The organism is Ruegeria sp. CDSC052, assembly GCF_059610685.1.
Window position 1 is genome coordinate 120,411 of record NZ_JBXWOB010000004.1, and the last position, 15,586, is coordinate 135,996.

Consider the following 15,586-nt stretch of genomic DNA (forward strand, 5'->3'; position numbering starts at 1 on the left):
GGCTTTGGAGACATGATCCAGGCTGATCTGACAATTATCCTGCCAGAGATCGTTTTGGCACTATATGCGATGGCGGCATTGCTTGCGGCTGTTTACACCACCAAGGACGGGCTTGCGCCGACATTGGTCTGGGTGACAGCAGGGCTGATGGCGCTGCTGGCGTTCTGGATCGCAACAAATGGCGACGGAACAAACATCGCGTTTAACGGCATGTTTGTTGATGACGGGTTCTCGCGCTTTGCCAAAGTGGCGATCCTGCTATCTGCCGCAGCCGTTTTGATGATGAGCCAGGACTATATGACCCGCCGCGGGTTGTTGCGTTTCGAATACCCTTTGCTGGTGGCGCTTGCCGCTGTCGGCATGATGATGATGGTCAGCGCGGGTGACCTGATGTCTCTGTATATGGGTCTCGAGCTGCAATCGCTGGCACTCTACGTTGTGGCTGCGCTGCGTCGTGACAGCGCCAAATCCACCGAGGCTGGCCTGAAATATTTCGTTCTGGGCGCGCTTAGCTCGGGTTTGCTGCTGTATGGGGCTTCGCTTGTCTACGGCTTTACGGGTACCACGCTGTTCTCGGGCATCATTCAAACAGTTCACCACGGCGATGTGACCCTTGGGTTGCTGTTCGGGATGATCTTCCTGATCTCGGGGCTTGCGTTCAAGGTATCGGCCGTTCCGTTCCACATGTGGACACCCGATGTCTATGAAGGATCGCCCACACCAGTCACTGCCTTCTTCGCCACGGCGCCCAAAGTGGCCGCCATGGCCCTGTTTGCGCGCGTGTTGCACGACGCATTTGGAGGTGTCGTAAAGGACTGGCAGCAGGTGATCGTACTCTTGTCTGTTCTGTCTATGCTGCTGGGGGCCGTGGCTGCCATCGGACAACGCGACATTAAACGGCTGATGGCGTTTTCGTCGATTGCCCATATGGGGTATGCGCTGATCGGACTGGCGGCTGGGACCGAGCTGGGTATCAAGGCGATGCTGATGTATCTGGCGATTTACGTGACCATGAATGTCGGAACTTTCGCCTTTATCCTGATGATGGAACGGGACGGTAAACCTGTTACCGACATTGACGCCTTGCGCCAGTATTCCAAACGCGATCCGGGTAAGGCTCTGGCCGTGCTGATCCTGATGTTCAGCCTTGCCGGTGTTCCACCGATGCTTGGGTTCTTTGCGAAATTCGGCGTCTGGCAAGCGGGTATTGAGGCTGGCCTGACCGGTCTGGTTATCATGTCTGCCATCGCCTCGGTGATCGGTGCATTCTATTACCTACGGATCGTATACTATATGTATTTCGGTGCCGAGAATGACGACCCGATCGACGCAAATTCGTCTCCGGTTCTGTGGGTTGCTCTGATGGGGTCAGCTGCATTGATGTTGGTTGGCGTATTCTATCAGTTTGGGATTGAGGGCGCAGCGGCAGCTGCAGCGGCGACGCTTGTTAACTGATTTCGACCATTGCCCGCGGCCTAATGTTCTTGTGACATGAGCGATTGGCCGGATGGATATGGCCTGCATGTATTGCAAGAGGTCGATAGCACTCTGAACGAAGCCGCCCGGATCGCGCCGATGGCTCAGGGTCCGGTCTGGATCCTAGCGCACAGCCAGACACAGGCGCGCGGTCGGCGCGGACGGGTCTGGACCAACCCCGAGGGAAATCTTGCCGCAACGCTGCTGATGCGGCCCGCAGGACGCCCGGAACAGGCCGCTCTGCGCAGTTTTGTCGCCGCCTTGGCCCTGTTTGATGCATGTGTGGCGGTTACCGGGCGCATATCGGGTTTGTCGCTAAAATGGCCCAATGATGTGTTGCTGAACGGTGGCAAGCTTGCGGGGATACTGCTGGAAAGTACCGGGCAGGGGCGGGACGTCTCGCATTTGGCAATCGGCATCGGCGTCAATCTCGCGCAGGCACCGACTGCAGATAAAGTCGAACCAGGCGCGCTAAGGCCGGTTTCGCTGTTGTCCGAGACAGGGGCAGATGTCACCACCGAAGATTTTTTGACCGAGCTTGCATCGGCCTATGCGCGTTTTGAGGCCCAGTTTGTAACCTACGGGTTCGAACCCATCCGCTCTGCTTGGTTGTCCCGCGCAGCTAAGCTGGGTGAGGTCATCACCGCGCGTACTGTCACCACTGAGACCGTCGGGACCTTCGAAACGGTGGACGCACGGGGTAACCTTGTCCTAAACACCGCGAAGGGCCGCGTCAGCATACCTGCGGCAGACGTATTTTTCTGAAAGGGGCACCAATGCTTCTAGCCATCGACTGCGGCAACACCAATACCGTTTTCTCGATCTGGGACGGTGAGGAATTCGTCTGCACGCTGCGCACATCTACGCACCATGCCCGTACGGCGGATGCCTATTTCACCTGGTACTCTACGCTGGTCAAACATTATGAGATCCAAGCTGATATCACCGATGTGATTATCGCCTCGACCGTGCCGCGTGTGGTTTTCAATCTGCGCGTCTTTGCGGACCGGTTCTTTGGCTGTCGCCCATTGGTCGTGGGCAAGCCGGAGTGTCTGCTGCCTGTCAGCCCGCGCATTGATGAGGGTACGGTCCCTGGCCCGGATCGCCTGGCCAATGCTGCCGGGGCGTTTGAACGGCATGGCGGGGATGTGGTTGTTGTCGATTTTGGAACGGCCACCAACTTTGACGTGGTGTCTTCGGATGGAGCATATGTCGGCGGCATCATCGCTCCAGGTGTAAACCTGAGCCTTGAGGCGTTGCACCAGGGGGCCGCCGCGTTGCCGCATATCGACATCACACGTCCCGAAAAAGTGATTGGAACAAATACGGTTGGCTGCATTCAATCTGGCGTGTATTGGGGCTATTCCGGTCTGATCGAAGGGCTGATTGCCCGGATAAAGGCGGAATATGGCATGCCGATGAAAGTCGTGGGGACTGGGGGGCTTGCGCCTCTGTTCGATCAGGCAGATGTTGGGTTTGACGCTATAGAAGACGATTTGACGATGCACGGACTGACCGTGATCCATCGCTATAACAAGGAAAATGGCTCAACATGAGCAGTGAACGACTGATCTATCTGCCCCTGGGCGGGGCGGGCGAAATTGGGATGAATGCCTATGTCTATGGCTATGGCAAGCCGGGAAAGGAGAAGCTGATCCTTGTCGATCTTGGTGTAACCTTCCCAGATATGGACACAACACCCGGTGTCGACCTGATCCATGCCGATATCAACTGGCTAAAAGAACGTGCCGACCGGCTTGAGGCGGTATTCGTCACCCATGCCCACGAAGATCATGTCGGCGCTGTGGCGCATTGCTATGACGATTTAGGCGCCCCGATCTATGCACGCGCTTTCACCGCAAATCTCGCGCGTCGCAAGATGGAAGAGAAAGCCCATCCGACAGACGCGGTTCAGACCCTGTCAGCCTGGCCTGAACAGGTGACGGTTGGCCCGTTTACAGTCGGGTTTTTGCCGGTATCGCACTCTATCCCCGAAAGTGCGGCGCTTGTCATAGACTCGCCTGCGGGGCGGATCGTGCATACAGGGGATTTCAAGCTGGATGCCAACCCTGTGGTAGGTGAACCGTTTGATCAGGACCTTTGGGCAGAGATTTCAAAGGACGGTGTGAAAGCATTGGTCTGCGACAGCACGAACGTGTTTTCAACGCATGCAGGCCGCTCGGAATCCGAGGTCGGGCCTGAGATCACCAAATTGGTCGAAAATGCCAAATCAATGGTGGTTGCGACGACTTTTGCCTCGAATGTCGCACGGGTGAAGACGCTGGCCGAGGCTGGGCAGCGCGCGGGACGCTCGGTCGTTCTGTTAGGTCGTGCGATGCGGCGGATGATTGAGGCCGCGACGGAAACCGGTATTCTCACGGATTTTCCCAAGGTTATCAGCGCCGAAGAGGCCGTAGATATCCCGCGCCAGAACCTGATGCTGATCGTAACCGGCAGCCAGGGTGAACGCCGTGCGGCCAGTGCCCAGCTTGCACGCGGTAAATACCGCGGGATCGAGTTGAAGGAAGGCGATCTGTTCCTGTTCTCGTCGAAGACGATACCGGGCAATGAGAAGGGCGTAATCTTCATCATGAACCAGCTCAGCGAAAAGGGCGTTGATGTGGTGGATGACAGCTCGGGTCTGTATCACGTCTCTGGCCATGCCAACCGGCCTGATCTGGAAAAAGTGCACGCCATAGTCAACCCACAGATGGTTATTCCCATGCATGGTGAACACCGACATCTGCGCGAACATGCTAAACTGGCCGAAGCGGGTGGTCGTACCGGGGTTGTGGCAGTCAATGGCACGATGCTGGATCTCAGCGGCAATGCCCCCAAGGTCGTCGACTACGTCGAGACAGGCCGAACTTATCTGGATGGAACCGTAAAGGTCGGAGCCTTGGATGGAGTTGTCCGCGACCGCATTCGCATGGCCTTGAACGGGCATGTGACCGTGACGGTTATTTTAGACGAAGAAGACGAACCGTTAGGTGAACCTTGGTGCGATACGATGGGCTTGGCCGAGACCGGAACATCGCGCGCAGCACTGGTTGAAGTTCTGGAAGAGGACCTGAACCAATTCCTCATGCGGGCGGATGCCAAAACACGGCGCGACGATGACAAGCTGGAAGAGGCACTGCGCCGGATCGTGCGTCAGACAGCAAAGACCGAGATCGGCAAAAAGCCCGAGGTGACCACGGTGATCAGCCGAATGAAGTAGGTTCGGCTAGAAGTCCTGTTCGGACATTGGATAGCCTTTGATCTGTAAGAACAGGCTTTGTTCTTCTTGATTGAGGAAGAACGGAACGCTTTGGGGTGGTTCGGGTCGTGTGACCCGGGCTGCGACTTCGGCCAGAACAACTTCGGTTATGAAGGGAAGATCAAGCTCGCGCGCCTTGTTCAACGGAACCCATTGCAGGTGAGACAACTCATCCGAAGCGCGGCCAAAGTCATCCAGATCGCCTTGCAGGGCGTCTGCATCTACCAAAAAGAATCGTGCATCGAACCGGCGCGTACGGCCGGGCGGGGTGACGGCGCGAAAAACAAACTGCAATGCCTGTGCAGAGGGCAGAAATCCTGCCTCTGCATAGCTTTGCCAGTCAATCGGCACCTCACCTGTCCAAGCGCCGGGAACTCCAAGCACCAGGCCAGTTTCCTCCCAGAGCTCGCGGATTGCGGCGGCCGCCAAAGCATTCTGCAGCCCGGGCGGAGACTGTTCAGCAAGCCGATCGCGGCAGAGCTGGGACATGTCAGCCGATAGCGGGACCAGGGCGTCCTCTGCGTCTACCGCGCCACCCGGAAACACGAATTTGTTCGGCATAAAAACGGCTTTTGCGCCCCTTTGACCCATCAAAATGGAAGGGTTCGTCATCCGGTCCCGCAACACGATAACTGTTGCAGCGTTCCGTATAGCCGTTTTGTCCGTACTCATCTCAGGGCCGACCCAATCATTCCGGTCATCGGTCCGTTTCGAATCCATGCATCCGTCGTGCCCACTGATAGGCGACAACGGCCCCTTTAAGTCGCGGTAGCAGGAACAGTGTCAAGGCTGTACATCCGAATGCAAAAATCAGGAACATGTTCAGCGGGTCAGGGCGCCACTGGACATAAGAGATGTGCAAAGCGGGCGCCAGCAGGTGACCGACCAACAGGATCGTCAGATAGGCTGGACCGTCATCCGCACGGTGATGAAACAGTTCCTGACCACAGCTGCTGCAGCTGTCATTCACTTTCAGGTAGCTGTGCAACAGCTTGCCTTCACCGCATTTTGGGCAGCGGCAGCGGAAGCCTTTGATTAGCGCAGGCCGGGTTGGACGGTCGTTCTCGGATATTGTGTCGATCGTTTGATCTGTCATTTTGAAACTCGCGCATTCAGATTGCCCTGATATTGCGCTTGTTTTGCCCCACAGAAAAGGGGGGTGCGTCGCTTTGTGCCGCGATGAGATGTCCGGAAATTATGTGGTCGATGGCAGTGAGCAACAGAAAAAATTCAAATTGGGCGACGGAAACCGAAAACTGCACCGTTTTAACCTATGTGAGCAGCGACAAACCGGTCGCGAGAAACAAAGGAAAACGATATGAAAAGCGCGAAACTTATCCCGGCCATTCTGGTATCGGCCATTGCATTGACAGGCACAACCGCCTTGGCTGTCGGTCCGAAAGGCCGAGAGGACGTGACCTTTCAAGAGCTGGACCTGAACAATGATGGTCAGGTCACGCAGGAAGAAATGCAAACCTATAGGCAACAGCGTTTCACCAATGCTGACACCAATGGCGACGGCATGTTGAGCGTCGACGAGATGCAAGCGGCTAGCCAGAAGAAGGCGAATGAGCGTGTGAATCAAATGTTCGAAAAGCACGATGCCAATCAAGATGGCCTCTTGTCCGATGATGAGTTGCCCAAGCCGCGCCGTGCTGGCAAGATGTTTGACCGCATCGACGCGGACAAAAATGGCACGATCTCGGAACAGGAATTTGCCGATGCGAAAAACCGGATGGGCTGGCACCACAAAAAACGTGACAAGGCTGGCACCGACGACAGCTAATGGAGGATGCGGGACCTGAGTACCTCATCAACGGGGGCTCGCAGCCAAAGTCAGGCTGCGGGCGACCCCGGAGACGATGCATTGTTGCGGCGGTTCGCCGAGGGTGACGCTGATGCGGCACGCATTTTGACCGATCGGCTTGGGCCGCGCAGTTTTTCGGTGGCGCTCAGGCTGTTGAACGACCGGGCCGAAGCCGAAGATGTCACACAGGAAGCCATGATGCGCCTATGGAAGATGGCGCCGGATTGGGTTGCTGGACAGGCAAAGGTGTCGACTTGGCTTTACCGGGTCACTCTGAACCTGTGTGTCGATATTCGGCGGAAGAAATCGGCGGAAAGTCTTTCTGATGTTGCCGAACCTGAAAGCGATGCGATCAGTGCAACCGAACACCTTCAGGATGCCGCCAGGTTGGACGCACTGCAGTTCGCGTTGGCGCAACTTCCGGACCGGCAACGTCAGGCTGTTGTCTTGCGCCACATCGAAGAGTTGCCCAATCCCGAAATCGCGGGAATCATGGATGTTTCCGTCGAAGCTGTAGAGAGTCTGACAGCTCGGGGAAAGCGGGCACTGGCACAGCAGTTAGCCACAAGAAGAGACGAGTTGGGATATGCCGATGGATGAAAATAGCGACCTGAATCACCTGTTTTTACGTGCTCGTCAAGAAGATGAGCCGTTACCCGATGCTCTCGCCCGTCGTATTCTGGCCGATGCGGAAACCGTTCGTTTGCAAAGGCTTCAGAAATCACCCCAAGGGTTCTGGGCACAGGCATTGGATAGTTTCTTTGGCTGGCAGGGGATGGGAGGTTTGGCGGCCGCGGGCATTGCTGGCATCTGGATTGGATTGACTGCCCCGGCCTTTTTGCCTGATCCGGCGACGTTGCTTTATTCGCAATCCTCTGGCTTTGAGGTTGCGGATATGGATCTGAATACAATCTTCCTGGAGGAAGGCGAATGAGCGAACAGTCAAAACCTAAACGCCGGTGGATGCCTGTCCTGCTGATCGTGTCCCTTGCTATCAATCTGCTAGTCGTCGGTGCGGTTGTTGGCACGGCGCTGCGCGTCAGAAACAATGACCACGTCAAAACCCCTCCGGGATTTGGATCGGCGCTTTATCGCGCGCTTCCCAAGCATGAACGCCAGGCGATGCGGGCCGAGCTTTCGGGCCTGCACCGCCAAGGTGTCGATCATCGGGCGGCGGATTTTCAAGCCCTTGGCGACGCACTTCGCGCCGAACCCTTTGCGGCTGACGCTGTAGAGGCTTTGTTGGGTCAGCAGGCGCAGGTGATGTCAGAGATGCAGTCTGCTTTGCAGGAACAGTGGCTGATCCGTGTGTCAGCCATGAGCCCGAAAGAACGCGTCGAATACGCTGATCGTCTGGAAGATGTGGTGCACCGAAAATCGAAAGCGGGCAGAAAACACGACTGACCGGATCAGGCTGCGTGATCCTGGACCATGACCTGATTGCGTCCCGCCTTTTTCGCAGCATACAGGGCTGTATCCGCAGATTTTATCATGTTGTCCAATGGTGCGGGTGGGATGCCCCGGCGAAACGTGTTGTCATCAGCTGTAATGAGGCCGATGCTGATTGTCACTGCGATTGGTTCGGCGGCCTCGGATAGGTCAAATGGACACTGGCAGATGTCGTCGCAGACGGTTCGTGCGATCCCCAATGCTCGAGGCCCCGTAGTTTCAGGCAGACCGATCAAGAATTCTTCGCCACCGATCCGTGCCACAAAGCCGTCAGAACCAATGGAATTGCGCATGCGCCTGGCTGTTTCGATCAAGACCTGATCGCCTCCGGCATGGCCAAACTTGTCGTTGATTGATTTGAAATGGTCCAGATCGGCCACCATCACGGTAAACCCGAGCCCGGTCTGCGCAGACTGCCGGGCGATTTGCTTCAATGCTCGCATTGCATAGCGGCGGTTATGCAGGCCGGTCAGTGGATCCACCCAGGATTCCGCGATGCCACGCCGCAAAGAATCCCGCATCTGGTCAATTCGGCTTTTGCGGGCGAGCTGGTTATCAAGCCGCAACAGAGTTTCACGGGGGCAGAGCCCCGCCATACAGATGGCATCCGCGCCACGATCCAGCGCTTCGGCAGCCAGAGACGCGTCATCCTTTCTCAAGATGCCGATCAGCACCGTGTGCCGTGTTGCCCCGCGCGATTTCAAATCCGCCAGAATACTCAGGCCTGAAGATTCGCCATCAATTTCGACAATAATCGCGTCCGGGATGGGGCCGGAAAGCAGGCGGTGAAGGTTCGATATCGTGTGAATTGACAGACTGTGATGCGTATGTTCGGACAGCGCCTTCTGCCAAAGCGCCCCGGTTTTAGCGGATTGCGTCAGTAGGGCGGCGCGCGCAGCTTTGGGTGGCGTAGCAAAGGCGCTTGTCGCTTCAGCAAATCCCAAACATGGCGATCCGCTATTGTCTTGCAATTCCTGCGTATCGGCGCGTGCCCTTAGCAAGCTGCGAACCCGAGCTAGCAACAACGTGTCCTTGAACGGGTGCGCCAATACATCGTCCAACCCATCTGACAATGCCCTCAACCTTGCGGATTTGTCGTTTTGCGGCGCGATAGCGACAATGGGTATATCCGCCAGATCCGGGTCGGCCATTACCACTTTCTTGACATCTGCCGCCGTTCCATCCGGCAATGACTGCGCGGTTAAGATCAAATCGGGGCGCACACGTTTCAACAGCCCATCAAGACCCCGCAGATTTTCCCCCTGTGCGACGTGATACCAGGCCGCGGTAAGCTGTACCTTCAGCATAATTCGATTGGTTGAGGTCCCGTCCAGGACAAGGATCGTGCCTTGCACCGACATATCAGTCACCGTTGATTGCATGCGTTGCTAAAGTGTTTATGACTCTGGTTAACAAACCCTTTCCAATATCAGATCAGGGGCTTCTTTATGCCAATTTCCGCTCAATCCGCCGAGACGCTGGCGCTGAATGCCCTTGCCTGGCTTGTGGGCAATGATGACCTGCTGCCTGTATTTCTGGGTTCGACGGGGGCTTCGGTGCAGGACATAAAAGACAGGGCAGCAGAGCCGGAGTTTCTGGGCTCTGTTCTGGATTTTCTAATGCTTGACGATTCGTGGGTAGTCGAGTTTTGTGACGTCAATTCTGTGCCGTATGATCAGCCGGGCCAGGCCCGCGCCTTGTTGTCCGGCGGCGCGGAAGTTCATTGGACCTGAAAGCCTACCGGGCAGGAGTTTCACAATGCCAATCCAAGCCATCCTGTTTGACAAAGACGGTACCCTGTTTGATTTCGCGGAAACCTGGGGCACGTTCGGGCGCAATTTTTTACTGCGAGTGACGAACGGAGATCATGCCCGGGCGGCCGAGCTTGGGCAGGTGATCGGCTTTGACCTCGAACAGGTTGCCTATTCTGAGGACAGTGTTGTCATTGCGGGCACCGTCGAAGAAATCGCCGAGGTTCTAGAGCCGCACCTCCCGGAAATGCCGCGCGAAGAGTTGGTGGATCTGTTGAATGCCGAGTCGGCCTCATCTCCGCAAGCCCAGGCCGTTCCACTTATCCCGTTCCTTGAGGGGCTGCGTGAGGCAGGGCTGAAACTGGGTGTTGCGACCAATGACGGAGAAATGCCCGCATCCGAGCATCTTTCGTCTGCAGGAATCCGCGAACATTTCGATTTTGTCGCCGGTTATGACAGTGGGCACGGATTCAAGCCAGGCCCGGGTCAACTCTTCGCCTTTGCGCAGCATGTGGGGGTAAACCCAGAAAACATAGCAATGGTGGGCGACAGCCTGCATGATCTCCAGGCCGGACGGGCAGCAGGTATGAAGACGATCGGGGTTCTGACGGGTCTGGCGCGTGCAGAAACGCTCGAAGCGATGGCCGATGTCGTCTTGCCAAACATCGGACATATACCTGCTTGGTTGTACGAAAATGCGTGATCGGGCTGTGAATTCGGCGGTTCAGACGTCGAAACCGACATAGCCTGTCGCAGACAGAGCGGCCAACAGTACGCGTTCGGGGCTTGCTTCTAGAAAGCCAAGTTCCGAGGAGTGTCCAATGACCGACAAGAAAGCACGCAGAGGTCGCAGCGGAGGACGGGCCGGTGCCGCCGAGAGACGGGGCGCAGCGGTTATTGATCAGATGCCGTGGAGCCCTCCGATCAACACCGACAAACCAACCGAACCGTTGGACGAGATTGGCGTCGCGGCGATCCACGAGGGCGCAATGCGGATTCTCGAAGAGATCGGGATCGAGTTCTACAACGAAGAGGCAATCGGAATCCTGCGTGAGGCCGGATGTACGATCAACGGTGACAACGTTCGAATGGGCCGGGACTTTGTCATGGAAATGGTGCGTAAAGCCCCATCCACCTTTACCATCACACCGCGTAATCCCGACCGCGCAATCGAGATCGGGGGCAAAAACCTGCTGTTCGGAAATGTGTCGTCCCCGCCGAACTACTGGGATATGGAGATTGGCACCAAGGTACCGGGAAATCGCGAGATGTGCCGGAACCTGTTGAAGTTGACGCAGTATTTCAACTGTATCCATTTTGCCGGCGGATACCCGGTCGAGCCAGTGGATATACATGCCAGCGTCCGGCATCTGGATGTTCTCTACGACAAGCTGACTCTGACCGATAAGGCGATGCATGCCTATTCGCTGGGCAAGGAACGCGTCGAAGACGTCATGGAAATGGTGCGGATCGCAGGGGGTCTGAGCCATGAAGAATTCGAAGCCAAGCCGAGGATGTATACCAACATCAACTCGACTTCGCCGTTGAAGCACGATCAGCCCATGATCGACGGTTGCCTGAGGTTGGCGCGGCGCGGGCAGGCGATTGTTGTGACGCCGTTCACCTTGGCCGGGGCGATGGCCCCCGTCACAATGGCCGGTGCAGTAGCGCAATCCCTGGCTGAGGCTCTGTGCGCGATTGCATTGTTCCAATATGTGCGACCAGGGATTCCTTGTGTCATCGGTACGTTCACCTCGAATGTGGATATGAAATCTGGTGCTCCGGCTTTTGGAACGCCGGAATACATGCGGGCGACACAGATGACCGGCCAGATGGCCCGATTTTATGACCTGCCCCTGCGGTCTTCGGGTGTCTGCGCGGCAAACGTTCCGGATGGCCAATCTGTGTGGGAGACCTCGAACTCATTATGGGCGGCGGTGCAATCGGGCACCAACATGGTCTATCACGCTGCAGGTTGGCTTGAGGGTGGCCTGATCGCAAGCCCTGAAAAGTTCATTATGGATTGCGAGATATTGCAGCAAATTCAGCGGTATATGCAGCCGGAATTGACGGCAACCGGCCCCGACGAGATTGCTCTGGATGCGATCCGGTCAGTCGGCAATGACGGGCATTTCTTTGGCATTCAGCACACTCAGGATCGCTATACCACCGCGTTTTATCAGCCGTTTCTGAGTGACTGGAAGAATTATGAGGGTTGGGAAGTCGCAGGAGGCGTCTGGACCGCTGAGCGCGCGCATCACATGTTCAAGGAAATCATCACCAGCTTTGAAGCTCCGGCAATGGATGAGGGCATCCGGGAAGAGCTTGCCGACTTTGTCGCACGACGCAAAACCGAAGGCGGAGCGCCGACAGATTTCTAGCGTAATCTCAGTCACTTCCACTTCGATACTTGCGTGAATTCTATGTGGTGACGCCCGCGTGTTGGGTGTTTGTTAACAAATTTCAGAGCACACTGCGTGAGAAACCAATTTGAGGTCTCTTATGCATGGTCTGATCAACCGGGCGATTCAATCCTTTGTTGCGGTGACCTACGGGCAGCCGTGCTGGATGCGCGTGATGGATTCAGCCGAACTGGGCTTTGCCGAGTTCGAGGCCATGCTTGTTTACGACGATGATATTACCGAGCAGGTATTGGATAAGGTATGCACGGTCCTGAAACGTTCACGAAGTGACGTTCTTGAAGACCTGGGAACGTACCTTGTGTCTCATCCCAACATGGAAGACCTGCGCCGTCTGTTGCGATTTGGCGGTGTCAGCTATCTGGAATTTCTCCATTCGCTTGATGATCTGTCAGACCGGGTCAGATTGGCCGTATCGGATCTAAATCTTCCGGCACTTGAATTGCACGAGCTTTCACCGACGGAATACAGATTGTCCTGCCATCCAGGCCTGCCTGGCTTTTCAAGCGTCATGGTTGGTGTATTGCGCGCGATGGCTGATGATTACGGGGCTCTGGCTATGCTATCGCATGAGGGCCAGCAGGGTGAGATTGAGTTTATCTCAATCGTTCTGGTAGAAAGCGCTTTTTCAGAAGGCCGGCATTTTGATTTAGGGGCGCGAAAAGCATGATGAACACGAATAATCTGGCAGAGCTTTTACAAACCCTGTGCCCAATGTTTTTGCTGGTGAACGAGGATGGGAAAGTGACCCGCGTCGGATCAACCTTGCAAAAGCTGCGCCCTGAAAAGCCGATGGAAGGTCAGAGCTTTCTGGATATCTTTGAGCTGCTTCGCCCTAGGGCGGTTACCACAGTTTCAGGCTTGATGTCCCAGGCCGGCACCAAGTTACAGCTCAGGTTCCATGACGCCCCGCGCACAGCATTGAAGGGCCTTATCGCTCCGCTGCCCGAAGGTAAGGGGGCGGTCATCAATCTGTCTTTCGGAATATCGATTTTGGATGCGGTCCGGGACTATGCCCTGACCAGTGCGGATTTCTCGGGCACTGATCTGGCGATCGAATTATTGTATCTGGTCGAGGCGAAATCGGCAGCGATGGAGGCGTCCAGATCTCTGAACCTGCGCCTTCAAGGGGCGATGCTTGCCGCCGAGGAAAAGGCATTTACAGATACACTGACGGGGCTGAAAAATCGCCGGGCGATGGATGTTCTATTGGATCACATGATCTCGTCCAAATCTCCATTCGCGCTGATGCATCTGGATCTTGATTTTTTCAAATCGGTCAATGACCAATTCGGGCATGCCGCGGGCGACTATGTGTTGCAACAAGCGGCGCGGATCATGGGTGAGGAAACCCGCGGAGACGATACAGTGGCGCGTGTCGGCGGGGACGAATTTGTAATTATATACAAAGGATTGACGGACGAGGGTGTTCTCTCTGCAATCGCCAGCAGGCTGATCGAACGGCTGCGGGAACCGATGATGTTCGACAACGTGTCGTGCCAGGTTTCAGCCAGTATAGGCACGGCGCTTTCGACCCAGTTTCCATCGCTTAAACCGGCTGAGATTTTGCATGCGGCAGACCTTGCCCTGTATGCGGCCAAACGAAATGGCCGGTCTCGCCACTGTCTATATTCGCAGCTTGTGGATCACTCACACAGATAGGTTTTCCCCTAAAGGAACCGGCAAAGTGTATGTGGTCAGACGACTCTATTTCGATGAAGAAAAAGCTTTGAGAACGGACGCTATGTGTTGCTGCACCAGTGGCAGTTCACCCACAACCGGTAAAACCTGTCCCTTGAACTTGGCCTTGCTTAATTCTTGCGGCACATCCTCAAGAACATGGCCACCCGTGCAGGCAAAAAATGGCAAACACAGGGTTTGGGCGCCGGTTCCTGCGGCGGCCACAGAAATCGAAGGGGCCTCTTCGACAAACCCAAGGCGCAGGGATCCAAGTGGTATCAGTTGCAACAAAGCGTCGCCGAATGCCGTTGCAACGGCGGAAGGGTTTCTGCTGCGGCCCGATCCATGCGCAGCGATCACAAGGTCCGTTTCTTGTGACCGCCAGTCTTTGTCCTGCAGCGTTCCCTCAAGGGTTTGCGCGATCAACTGGGGCAATTTCGGGTCCGCGCCCAAAGGATCCAGAATAGGGTTTCGGCGGTCACCAATACGTTTCGGCAGCACATCTGTGACAAACCACCCTTTGGCCATGAACAGGGGATAGATGACGGCGTTGCCGGGAATCTTGTCCAGTGCGCTGTCAAGTGCCCCAGGGGCTGCCAGCGTTGCAGAATGAACCGAAACACCGGCACACAGGGCATTTACATCGGCCGCATAAGCCGCCAAGGCCGCTTCGGCTGGTTCTGGGTCAGAAGGTTGGCCATGGGTAACGATAAGGGCGTGTGTCATAAATCTGTCCTGTCCACTTTAGCGATAGGTGCGCCGCGTCGTGTAAGAGTCAATCCGCCTGCCGCACCGTCAGCCCAATAGGGTCAGCCAAAACCAGACGCTCAGGATAGATACTGCCGTCCCCAACAGAACAGAGGATGCCGCAACCCGTTTGGCGCGGCCATAGATGTTTGCAAAGATATAGGCGTTGAAACCAGGGGCCATGGCGGCTGTCATCACTCCGGACCGGAATAGATCCTGTGGCAGTCCAAGGGTGGATCCGAAAAGCCAGAAAAGGCTCGGGTGCAGCAGCAGAGAAACGCCGCAGACAAAGGCGATCGCCCTTAGGTCACCTTCGGGTCTGTATTTAACCAGAACGCCCCCAAGCGCGAATAGCGCGCCGGGAAGGGCCGCGCGGGTCACCAGGCCAAGGGCATCATCCACAACGGCTGGCACGCCGAGCCCGGACAGATTTACGATGAAACCCAGTGAGATCCCGACAATCAGAGCGTTGCGAAACATCGCGGTCAGGACCGAGCGAACCATTCGCGATCCTCCGTGGCCTCGGTTCCGGATCACCTCCATTACCGTGATGCCTAGGCCGTAACAAAACGGCGAGTGAAAGGCGATGACGGCATAATTGCCCGTAAGGCTTTCAGGGCCATAAGCCCGTTCAGTAATCGGCAATCCCAGCAGGACGGAATTGGAGAACAGGCAGCAAAAACCGATTGCGACGCAATCTTCCCATTCGCGGTTGAAGATCAGTCGCGCGCCGAACAGGCCGGCACAAAAGCAAAGCGCAGCAGCAGAGTAAAAGCTGATCAACAGCTTGGGATCAAAACTGACACTGAGGTCGAGATGTGAAATCGCAAGAAACAGAAGGCAGGGGATTGCAAAACCCTGAGTGAACTTCATCAGGCCATCAATGTGGTTTTCCTTGAAGTATCCAAGAAGAGTGGAGACGTAACCGGCTCCAATAACAAGAAAAACTGGAAGGATGACTTCAATGAGATTTTGCAGCATGTCAGCGTTCCGCAAC

At 55.9% G+C, this 15,586-nt stretch carries 18 protein-coding genes; 13 read left to right on the top strand and 5 right to left on the bottom strand.

Translation table 11 applies throughout. From position 1 onward, the window contains the following. Nucleotides 1-12 precede the first annotated feature (12 nt). Genes nuoN through AC2FIM_RS09540 form a run of 4 tightly spaced genes read left to right on the top strand, consistent with a single transcriptional unit; the run spans nt 13 to nt 4,696 of the window. On the top strand, nt 13-1,455 hold the full coding sequence (nuoN, locus tag AC2FIM_RS09525; protein ID WP_271950168.1) for an NADH-quinone oxidoreductase subunit NuoN: 1,443 nt from the start codon (nt 13-15) through the stop codon (nt 1,453-1,455). Nucleotides 1,456-1,491: 36 nt separating this feature from the next. After that, a complete protein-coding gene (locus AC2FIM_RS09530; RefSeq protein ID WP_271950167.1) occupies nt 1,492-2,241 on the top strand; it encodes a biotin--[acetyl-CoA-carboxylase] ligase in 750 nt (249 codons plus the stop codon). Nucleotides 2,242-2,252: 11 nt separating this feature from the next. After that, nucleotides 2,253-3,032 (top strand): type III pantothenate kinase, encoded by a 780-nt coding sequence (locus AC2FIM_RS09535; RefSeq protein ID WP_271950166.1) that lies wholly within the window; start codon nt 2,253-2,255, stop codon nt 3,030-3,032. Then, nucleotides 3,029-4,696 (top strand): ribonuclease J, encoded by a 1,668-nt coding sequence (locus AC2FIM_RS09540; protein WP_271950165.1) that lies wholly within the window; start codon nt 3,029-3,031, stop codon nt 4,694-4,696. The genes AC2FIM_RS09535 and AC2FIM_RS09540 overlap by 4 nt, the downstream gene beginning before the upstream one ends. 6 nt (nt 4,697-4,702) lie before the next feature. On the opposite strand, the gene AC2FIM_RS09545 is transcribed toward AC2FIM_RS09540, so the two are convergent. Continuing rightward, the gene (locus tag AC2FIM_RS09545) at nt 4,703-5,407 is read right to left on the bottom strand and encodes an NUDIX hydrolase (RefSeq protein WP_271950304.1); all 705 of its coding nucleotides are present in this window, start codon (nt 5,405-5,407) and stop codon (nt 4,703-4,705) included. A gap of 25 nt (nt 5,408-5,432) precedes the next feature. Next, complete coding sequence (locus AC2FIM_RS09550) at nt 5,433-5,831, bottom strand: DUF983 domain-containing protein (protein WP_271950164.1); 399 nt, start codon at nt 5,829-5,831, stop codon at nt 5,433-5,435. A 222-nt stretch (nt 5,832-6,053) separates the two neighbouring features. On the opposite strand from AC2FIM_RS09550, the gene AC2FIM_RS09555 reads away from it, so the two are divergent. Genes AC2FIM_RS09555 through AC2FIM_RS09570 form a run of 4 tightly spaced genes read left to right on the top strand, consistent with a single transcriptional unit; the run spans nt 6,054 to nt 7,946 of the window. Beyond that, nucleotides 6,054-6,521 (top strand): EF-hand domain-containing protein, encoded by a 468-nt coding sequence (locus AC2FIM_RS09555; RefSeq protein WP_142634858.1) that lies wholly within the window; start codon nt 6,054-6,056, stop codon nt 6,519-6,521. Between the two features lie 6 nt (nt 6,522-6,527). After that, nucleotides 6,528-7,142 (top strand): RNA polymerase sigma factor, encoded by a 615-nt coding sequence (locus tag AC2FIM_RS09560; RefSeq protein WP_496731966.1) that lies wholly within the window; start codon nt 6,528-6,530, stop codon nt 7,140-7,142. Beyond that, on the top strand, nt 7,129-7,476 hold the full coding sequence (locus AC2FIM_RS09565; RefSeq protein ID WP_271950159.1) for a hypothetical protein: 348 nt from the start codon (nt 7,129-7,131) through the stop codon (nt 7,474-7,476). Before AC2FIM_RS09560 ends, AC2FIM_RS09565 begins: the two co-directional genes overlap by 14 nt. Continuing rightward, on the top strand, nt 7,473-7,946 hold the full coding sequence (locus AC2FIM_RS09570) for a periplasmic heavy metal sensor (protein WP_271950157.1): 474 nt from the start codon (nt 7,473-7,475) through the stop codon (nt 7,944-7,946). The genes AC2FIM_RS09565 and AC2FIM_RS09570 overlap by 4 nt, the downstream gene beginning before the upstream one ends. Nucleotides 7,947-7,951: 5 nt before the next feature. On the opposite strand, the gene AC2FIM_RS09575 is transcribed toward AC2FIM_RS09570, so the two are convergent. Beyond that, nucleotides 7,952-9,373, bottom strand: a complete 1,422-nt coding sequence (locus tag AC2FIM_RS09575; RefSeq protein ID WP_496689766.1) for a diguanylate cyclase — start codon at nt 9,371-9,373, stop codon at nt 7,952-7,954. A gap of 66 nt (nt 9,374-9,439) precedes the next feature. Here AC2FIM_RS09575 and AC2FIM_RS09580 point away from each other — a divergent pair, with 66 nt between their 5' ends. From AC2FIM_RS09580 to AC2FIM_RS09600, 5 genes are all read left to right on the top strand, one after another. Continuing rightward, nucleotides 9,440-9,724: a DUF3572 domain-containing protein gene (locus AC2FIM_RS09580; protein WP_142634849.1), complete on the top strand. Its 285-nt coding sequence runs from the start codon at nt 9,440-9,442 to the stop codon at nt 9,722-9,724. Between the two features lie 25 nt (nt 9,725-9,749). Beyond that, nucleotides 9,750-10,445 carry an HAD family hydrolase gene (locus AC2FIM_RS09585; RefSeq protein ID WP_271950155.1) on the top strand — a complete coding sequence of 232 codons (696 nt, stop codon included), beginning with the start codon at nt 9,750-9,752 and terminating at the stop codon, nt 10,443-10,445. 118 nt (nt 10,446-10,563) lie between these two features. Beyond that, nucleotides 10,564-12,123: a trimethylamine methyltransferase family protein gene (locus AC2FIM_RS09590; protein ID WP_271950153.1), complete on the top strand. Its 1,560-nt coding sequence runs from the start codon at nt 10,564-10,566 to the stop codon at nt 12,121-12,123. Nucleotides 12,124-12,244: 121 nt separating this feature from the next. Next, nucleotides 12,245-12,832 carry a heme NO-binding domain-containing protein gene (locus tag AC2FIM_RS09595; RefSeq protein ID WP_271950151.1) on the top strand — a complete coding sequence of 196 codons (588 nt, stop codon included), beginning with the start codon at nt 12,245-12,247 and terminating at the stop codon, nt 12,830-12,832. Beyond that, nucleotides 12,829-13,824 (top strand): diguanylate cyclase domain-containing protein, encoded by a 996-nt coding sequence (locus AC2FIM_RS09600; RefSeq protein ID WP_271950149.1) that lies wholly within the window; start codon nt 12,829-12,831, stop codon nt 13,822-13,824. Before AC2FIM_RS09595 ends, AC2FIM_RS09600 begins: the two co-directional genes overlap by 4 nt. A gap of 45 nt (nt 13,825-13,869) precedes the next feature. Here the strand turns inward: AC2FIM_RS09600 and AC2FIM_RS09605 are convergent, their stop codons facing one another. Continuing rightward, complete coding sequence (locus AC2FIM_RS09605) at nt 13,870-14,568, bottom strand: CbiX/SirB N-terminal domain-containing protein (protein ID WP_496677453.1); 699 nt, start codon at nt 14,566-14,568, stop codon at nt 13,870-13,872. Nucleotides 14,569-14,637: 69 nt separating this feature from the next. Beyond that, entirely contained in the window at nt 14,638-15,570 is a 933-nt protein-coding gene (locus AC2FIM_RS09610; protein ID WP_142634838.1) for an AEC family transporter, read from the bottom strand. Nucleotides 15,571-15,586 lie beyond the last annotated feature (16 nt).

What these genes read in the sequence shown, in the direction of transcription:
- nuoN (WP_271950168.1), top strand. Translation starts at nt 13, where the DNA reads ATGATCCAGGCTGATCTGACAATTATCCTGCCAGAGATCGTTTTGGCA.
- AC2FIM_RS09530 (WP_271950167.1), top strand. Translation starts at nt 1,492, where the DNA reads ATGAGCGATTGGCCGGATGGATATGGCCTGCATGTATTGCAAGAGGTC.
- AC2FIM_RS09535 (WP_271950166.1), top strand. Translation starts at nt 2,253, where the DNA reads ATGCTTCTAGCCATCGACTGCGGCAACACCAATACCGTTTTCTCGATC.
- AC2FIM_RS09540 (WP_271950165.1), top strand. Translation starts at nt 3,029, where the DNA reads ATGAGCAGTGAACGACTGATCTATCTGCCCCTGGGCGGGGCGGGCGAA.
- AC2FIM_RS09545 (WP_271950304.1), bottom strand. Translation starts at nt 5,407, where the DNA reads ATGAGTACGGACAAAACGGCTATACGGAACGCTGCAACAGTTATCGTG.
- AC2FIM_RS09550 (WP_271950164.1), bottom strand. Translation starts at nt 5,831, where the DNA reads ATGACAGATCAAACGATCGACACAATATCCGAGAACGACCGTCCAACC.
- AC2FIM_RS09555 (WP_142634858.1), top strand. Translation starts at nt 6,054, where the DNA reads ATGAAAAGCGCGAAACTTATCCCGGCCATTCTGGTATCGGCCATTGCA.
- AC2FIM_RS09560 (WP_496731966.1), top strand. Translation starts at nt 6,528, where the DNA reads ATGCGGGACCTGAGTACCTCATCAACGGGGGCTCGCAGCCAAAGTCAG.
- AC2FIM_RS09565 (WP_271950159.1), top strand. Translation starts at nt 7,129, where the DNA reads ATGCCGATGGATGAAAATAGCGACCTGAATCACCTGTTTTTACGTGCT.
- AC2FIM_RS09570 (WP_271950157.1), top strand. Translation starts at nt 7,473, where the DNA reads ATGAGCGAACAGTCAAAACCTAAACGCCGGTGGATGCCTGTCCTGCTG.
- AC2FIM_RS09575 (WP_496689766.1), bottom strand. Translation starts at nt 9,373, where the DNA reads ATGCAATCAACGGTGACTGATATGTCGGTGCAAGGCACGATCCTTGTC.
- AC2FIM_RS09580 (WP_142634849.1), top strand. Translation starts at nt 9,440, where the DNA reads ATGCCAATTTCCGCTCAATCCGCCGAGACGCTGGCGCTGAATGCCCTT.
- AC2FIM_RS09585 (WP_271950155.1), top strand. Translation starts at nt 9,750, where the DNA reads ATGCCAATCCAAGCCATCCTGTTTGACAAAGACGGTACCCTGTTTGAT.
- AC2FIM_RS09590 (WP_271950153.1), top strand. Translation starts at nt 10,564, where the DNA reads ATGACCGACAAGAAAGCACGCAGAGGTCGCAGCGGAGGACGGGCCGGT.
- AC2FIM_RS09595 (WP_271950151.1), top strand. Translation starts at nt 12,245, where the DNA reads ATGCATGGTCTGATCAACCGGGCGATTCAATCCTTTGTTGCGGTGACC.
- AC2FIM_RS09600 (WP_271950149.1), top strand. Translation starts at nt 12,829, where the DNA reads ATGATGAACACGAATAATCTGGCAGAGCTTTTACAAACCCTGTGCCCA.
- AC2FIM_RS09605 (WP_496677453.1), bottom strand. Translation starts at nt 14,568, where the DNA reads ATGACACACGCCCTTATCGTTACCCATGGCCAACCTTCTGACCCAGAA.
- AC2FIM_RS09610 (WP_142634838.1), bottom strand. Translation starts at nt 15,570, where the DNA reads ATGCTGCAAAATCTCATTGAAGTCATCCTTCCAGTTTTTCTTGTTATT.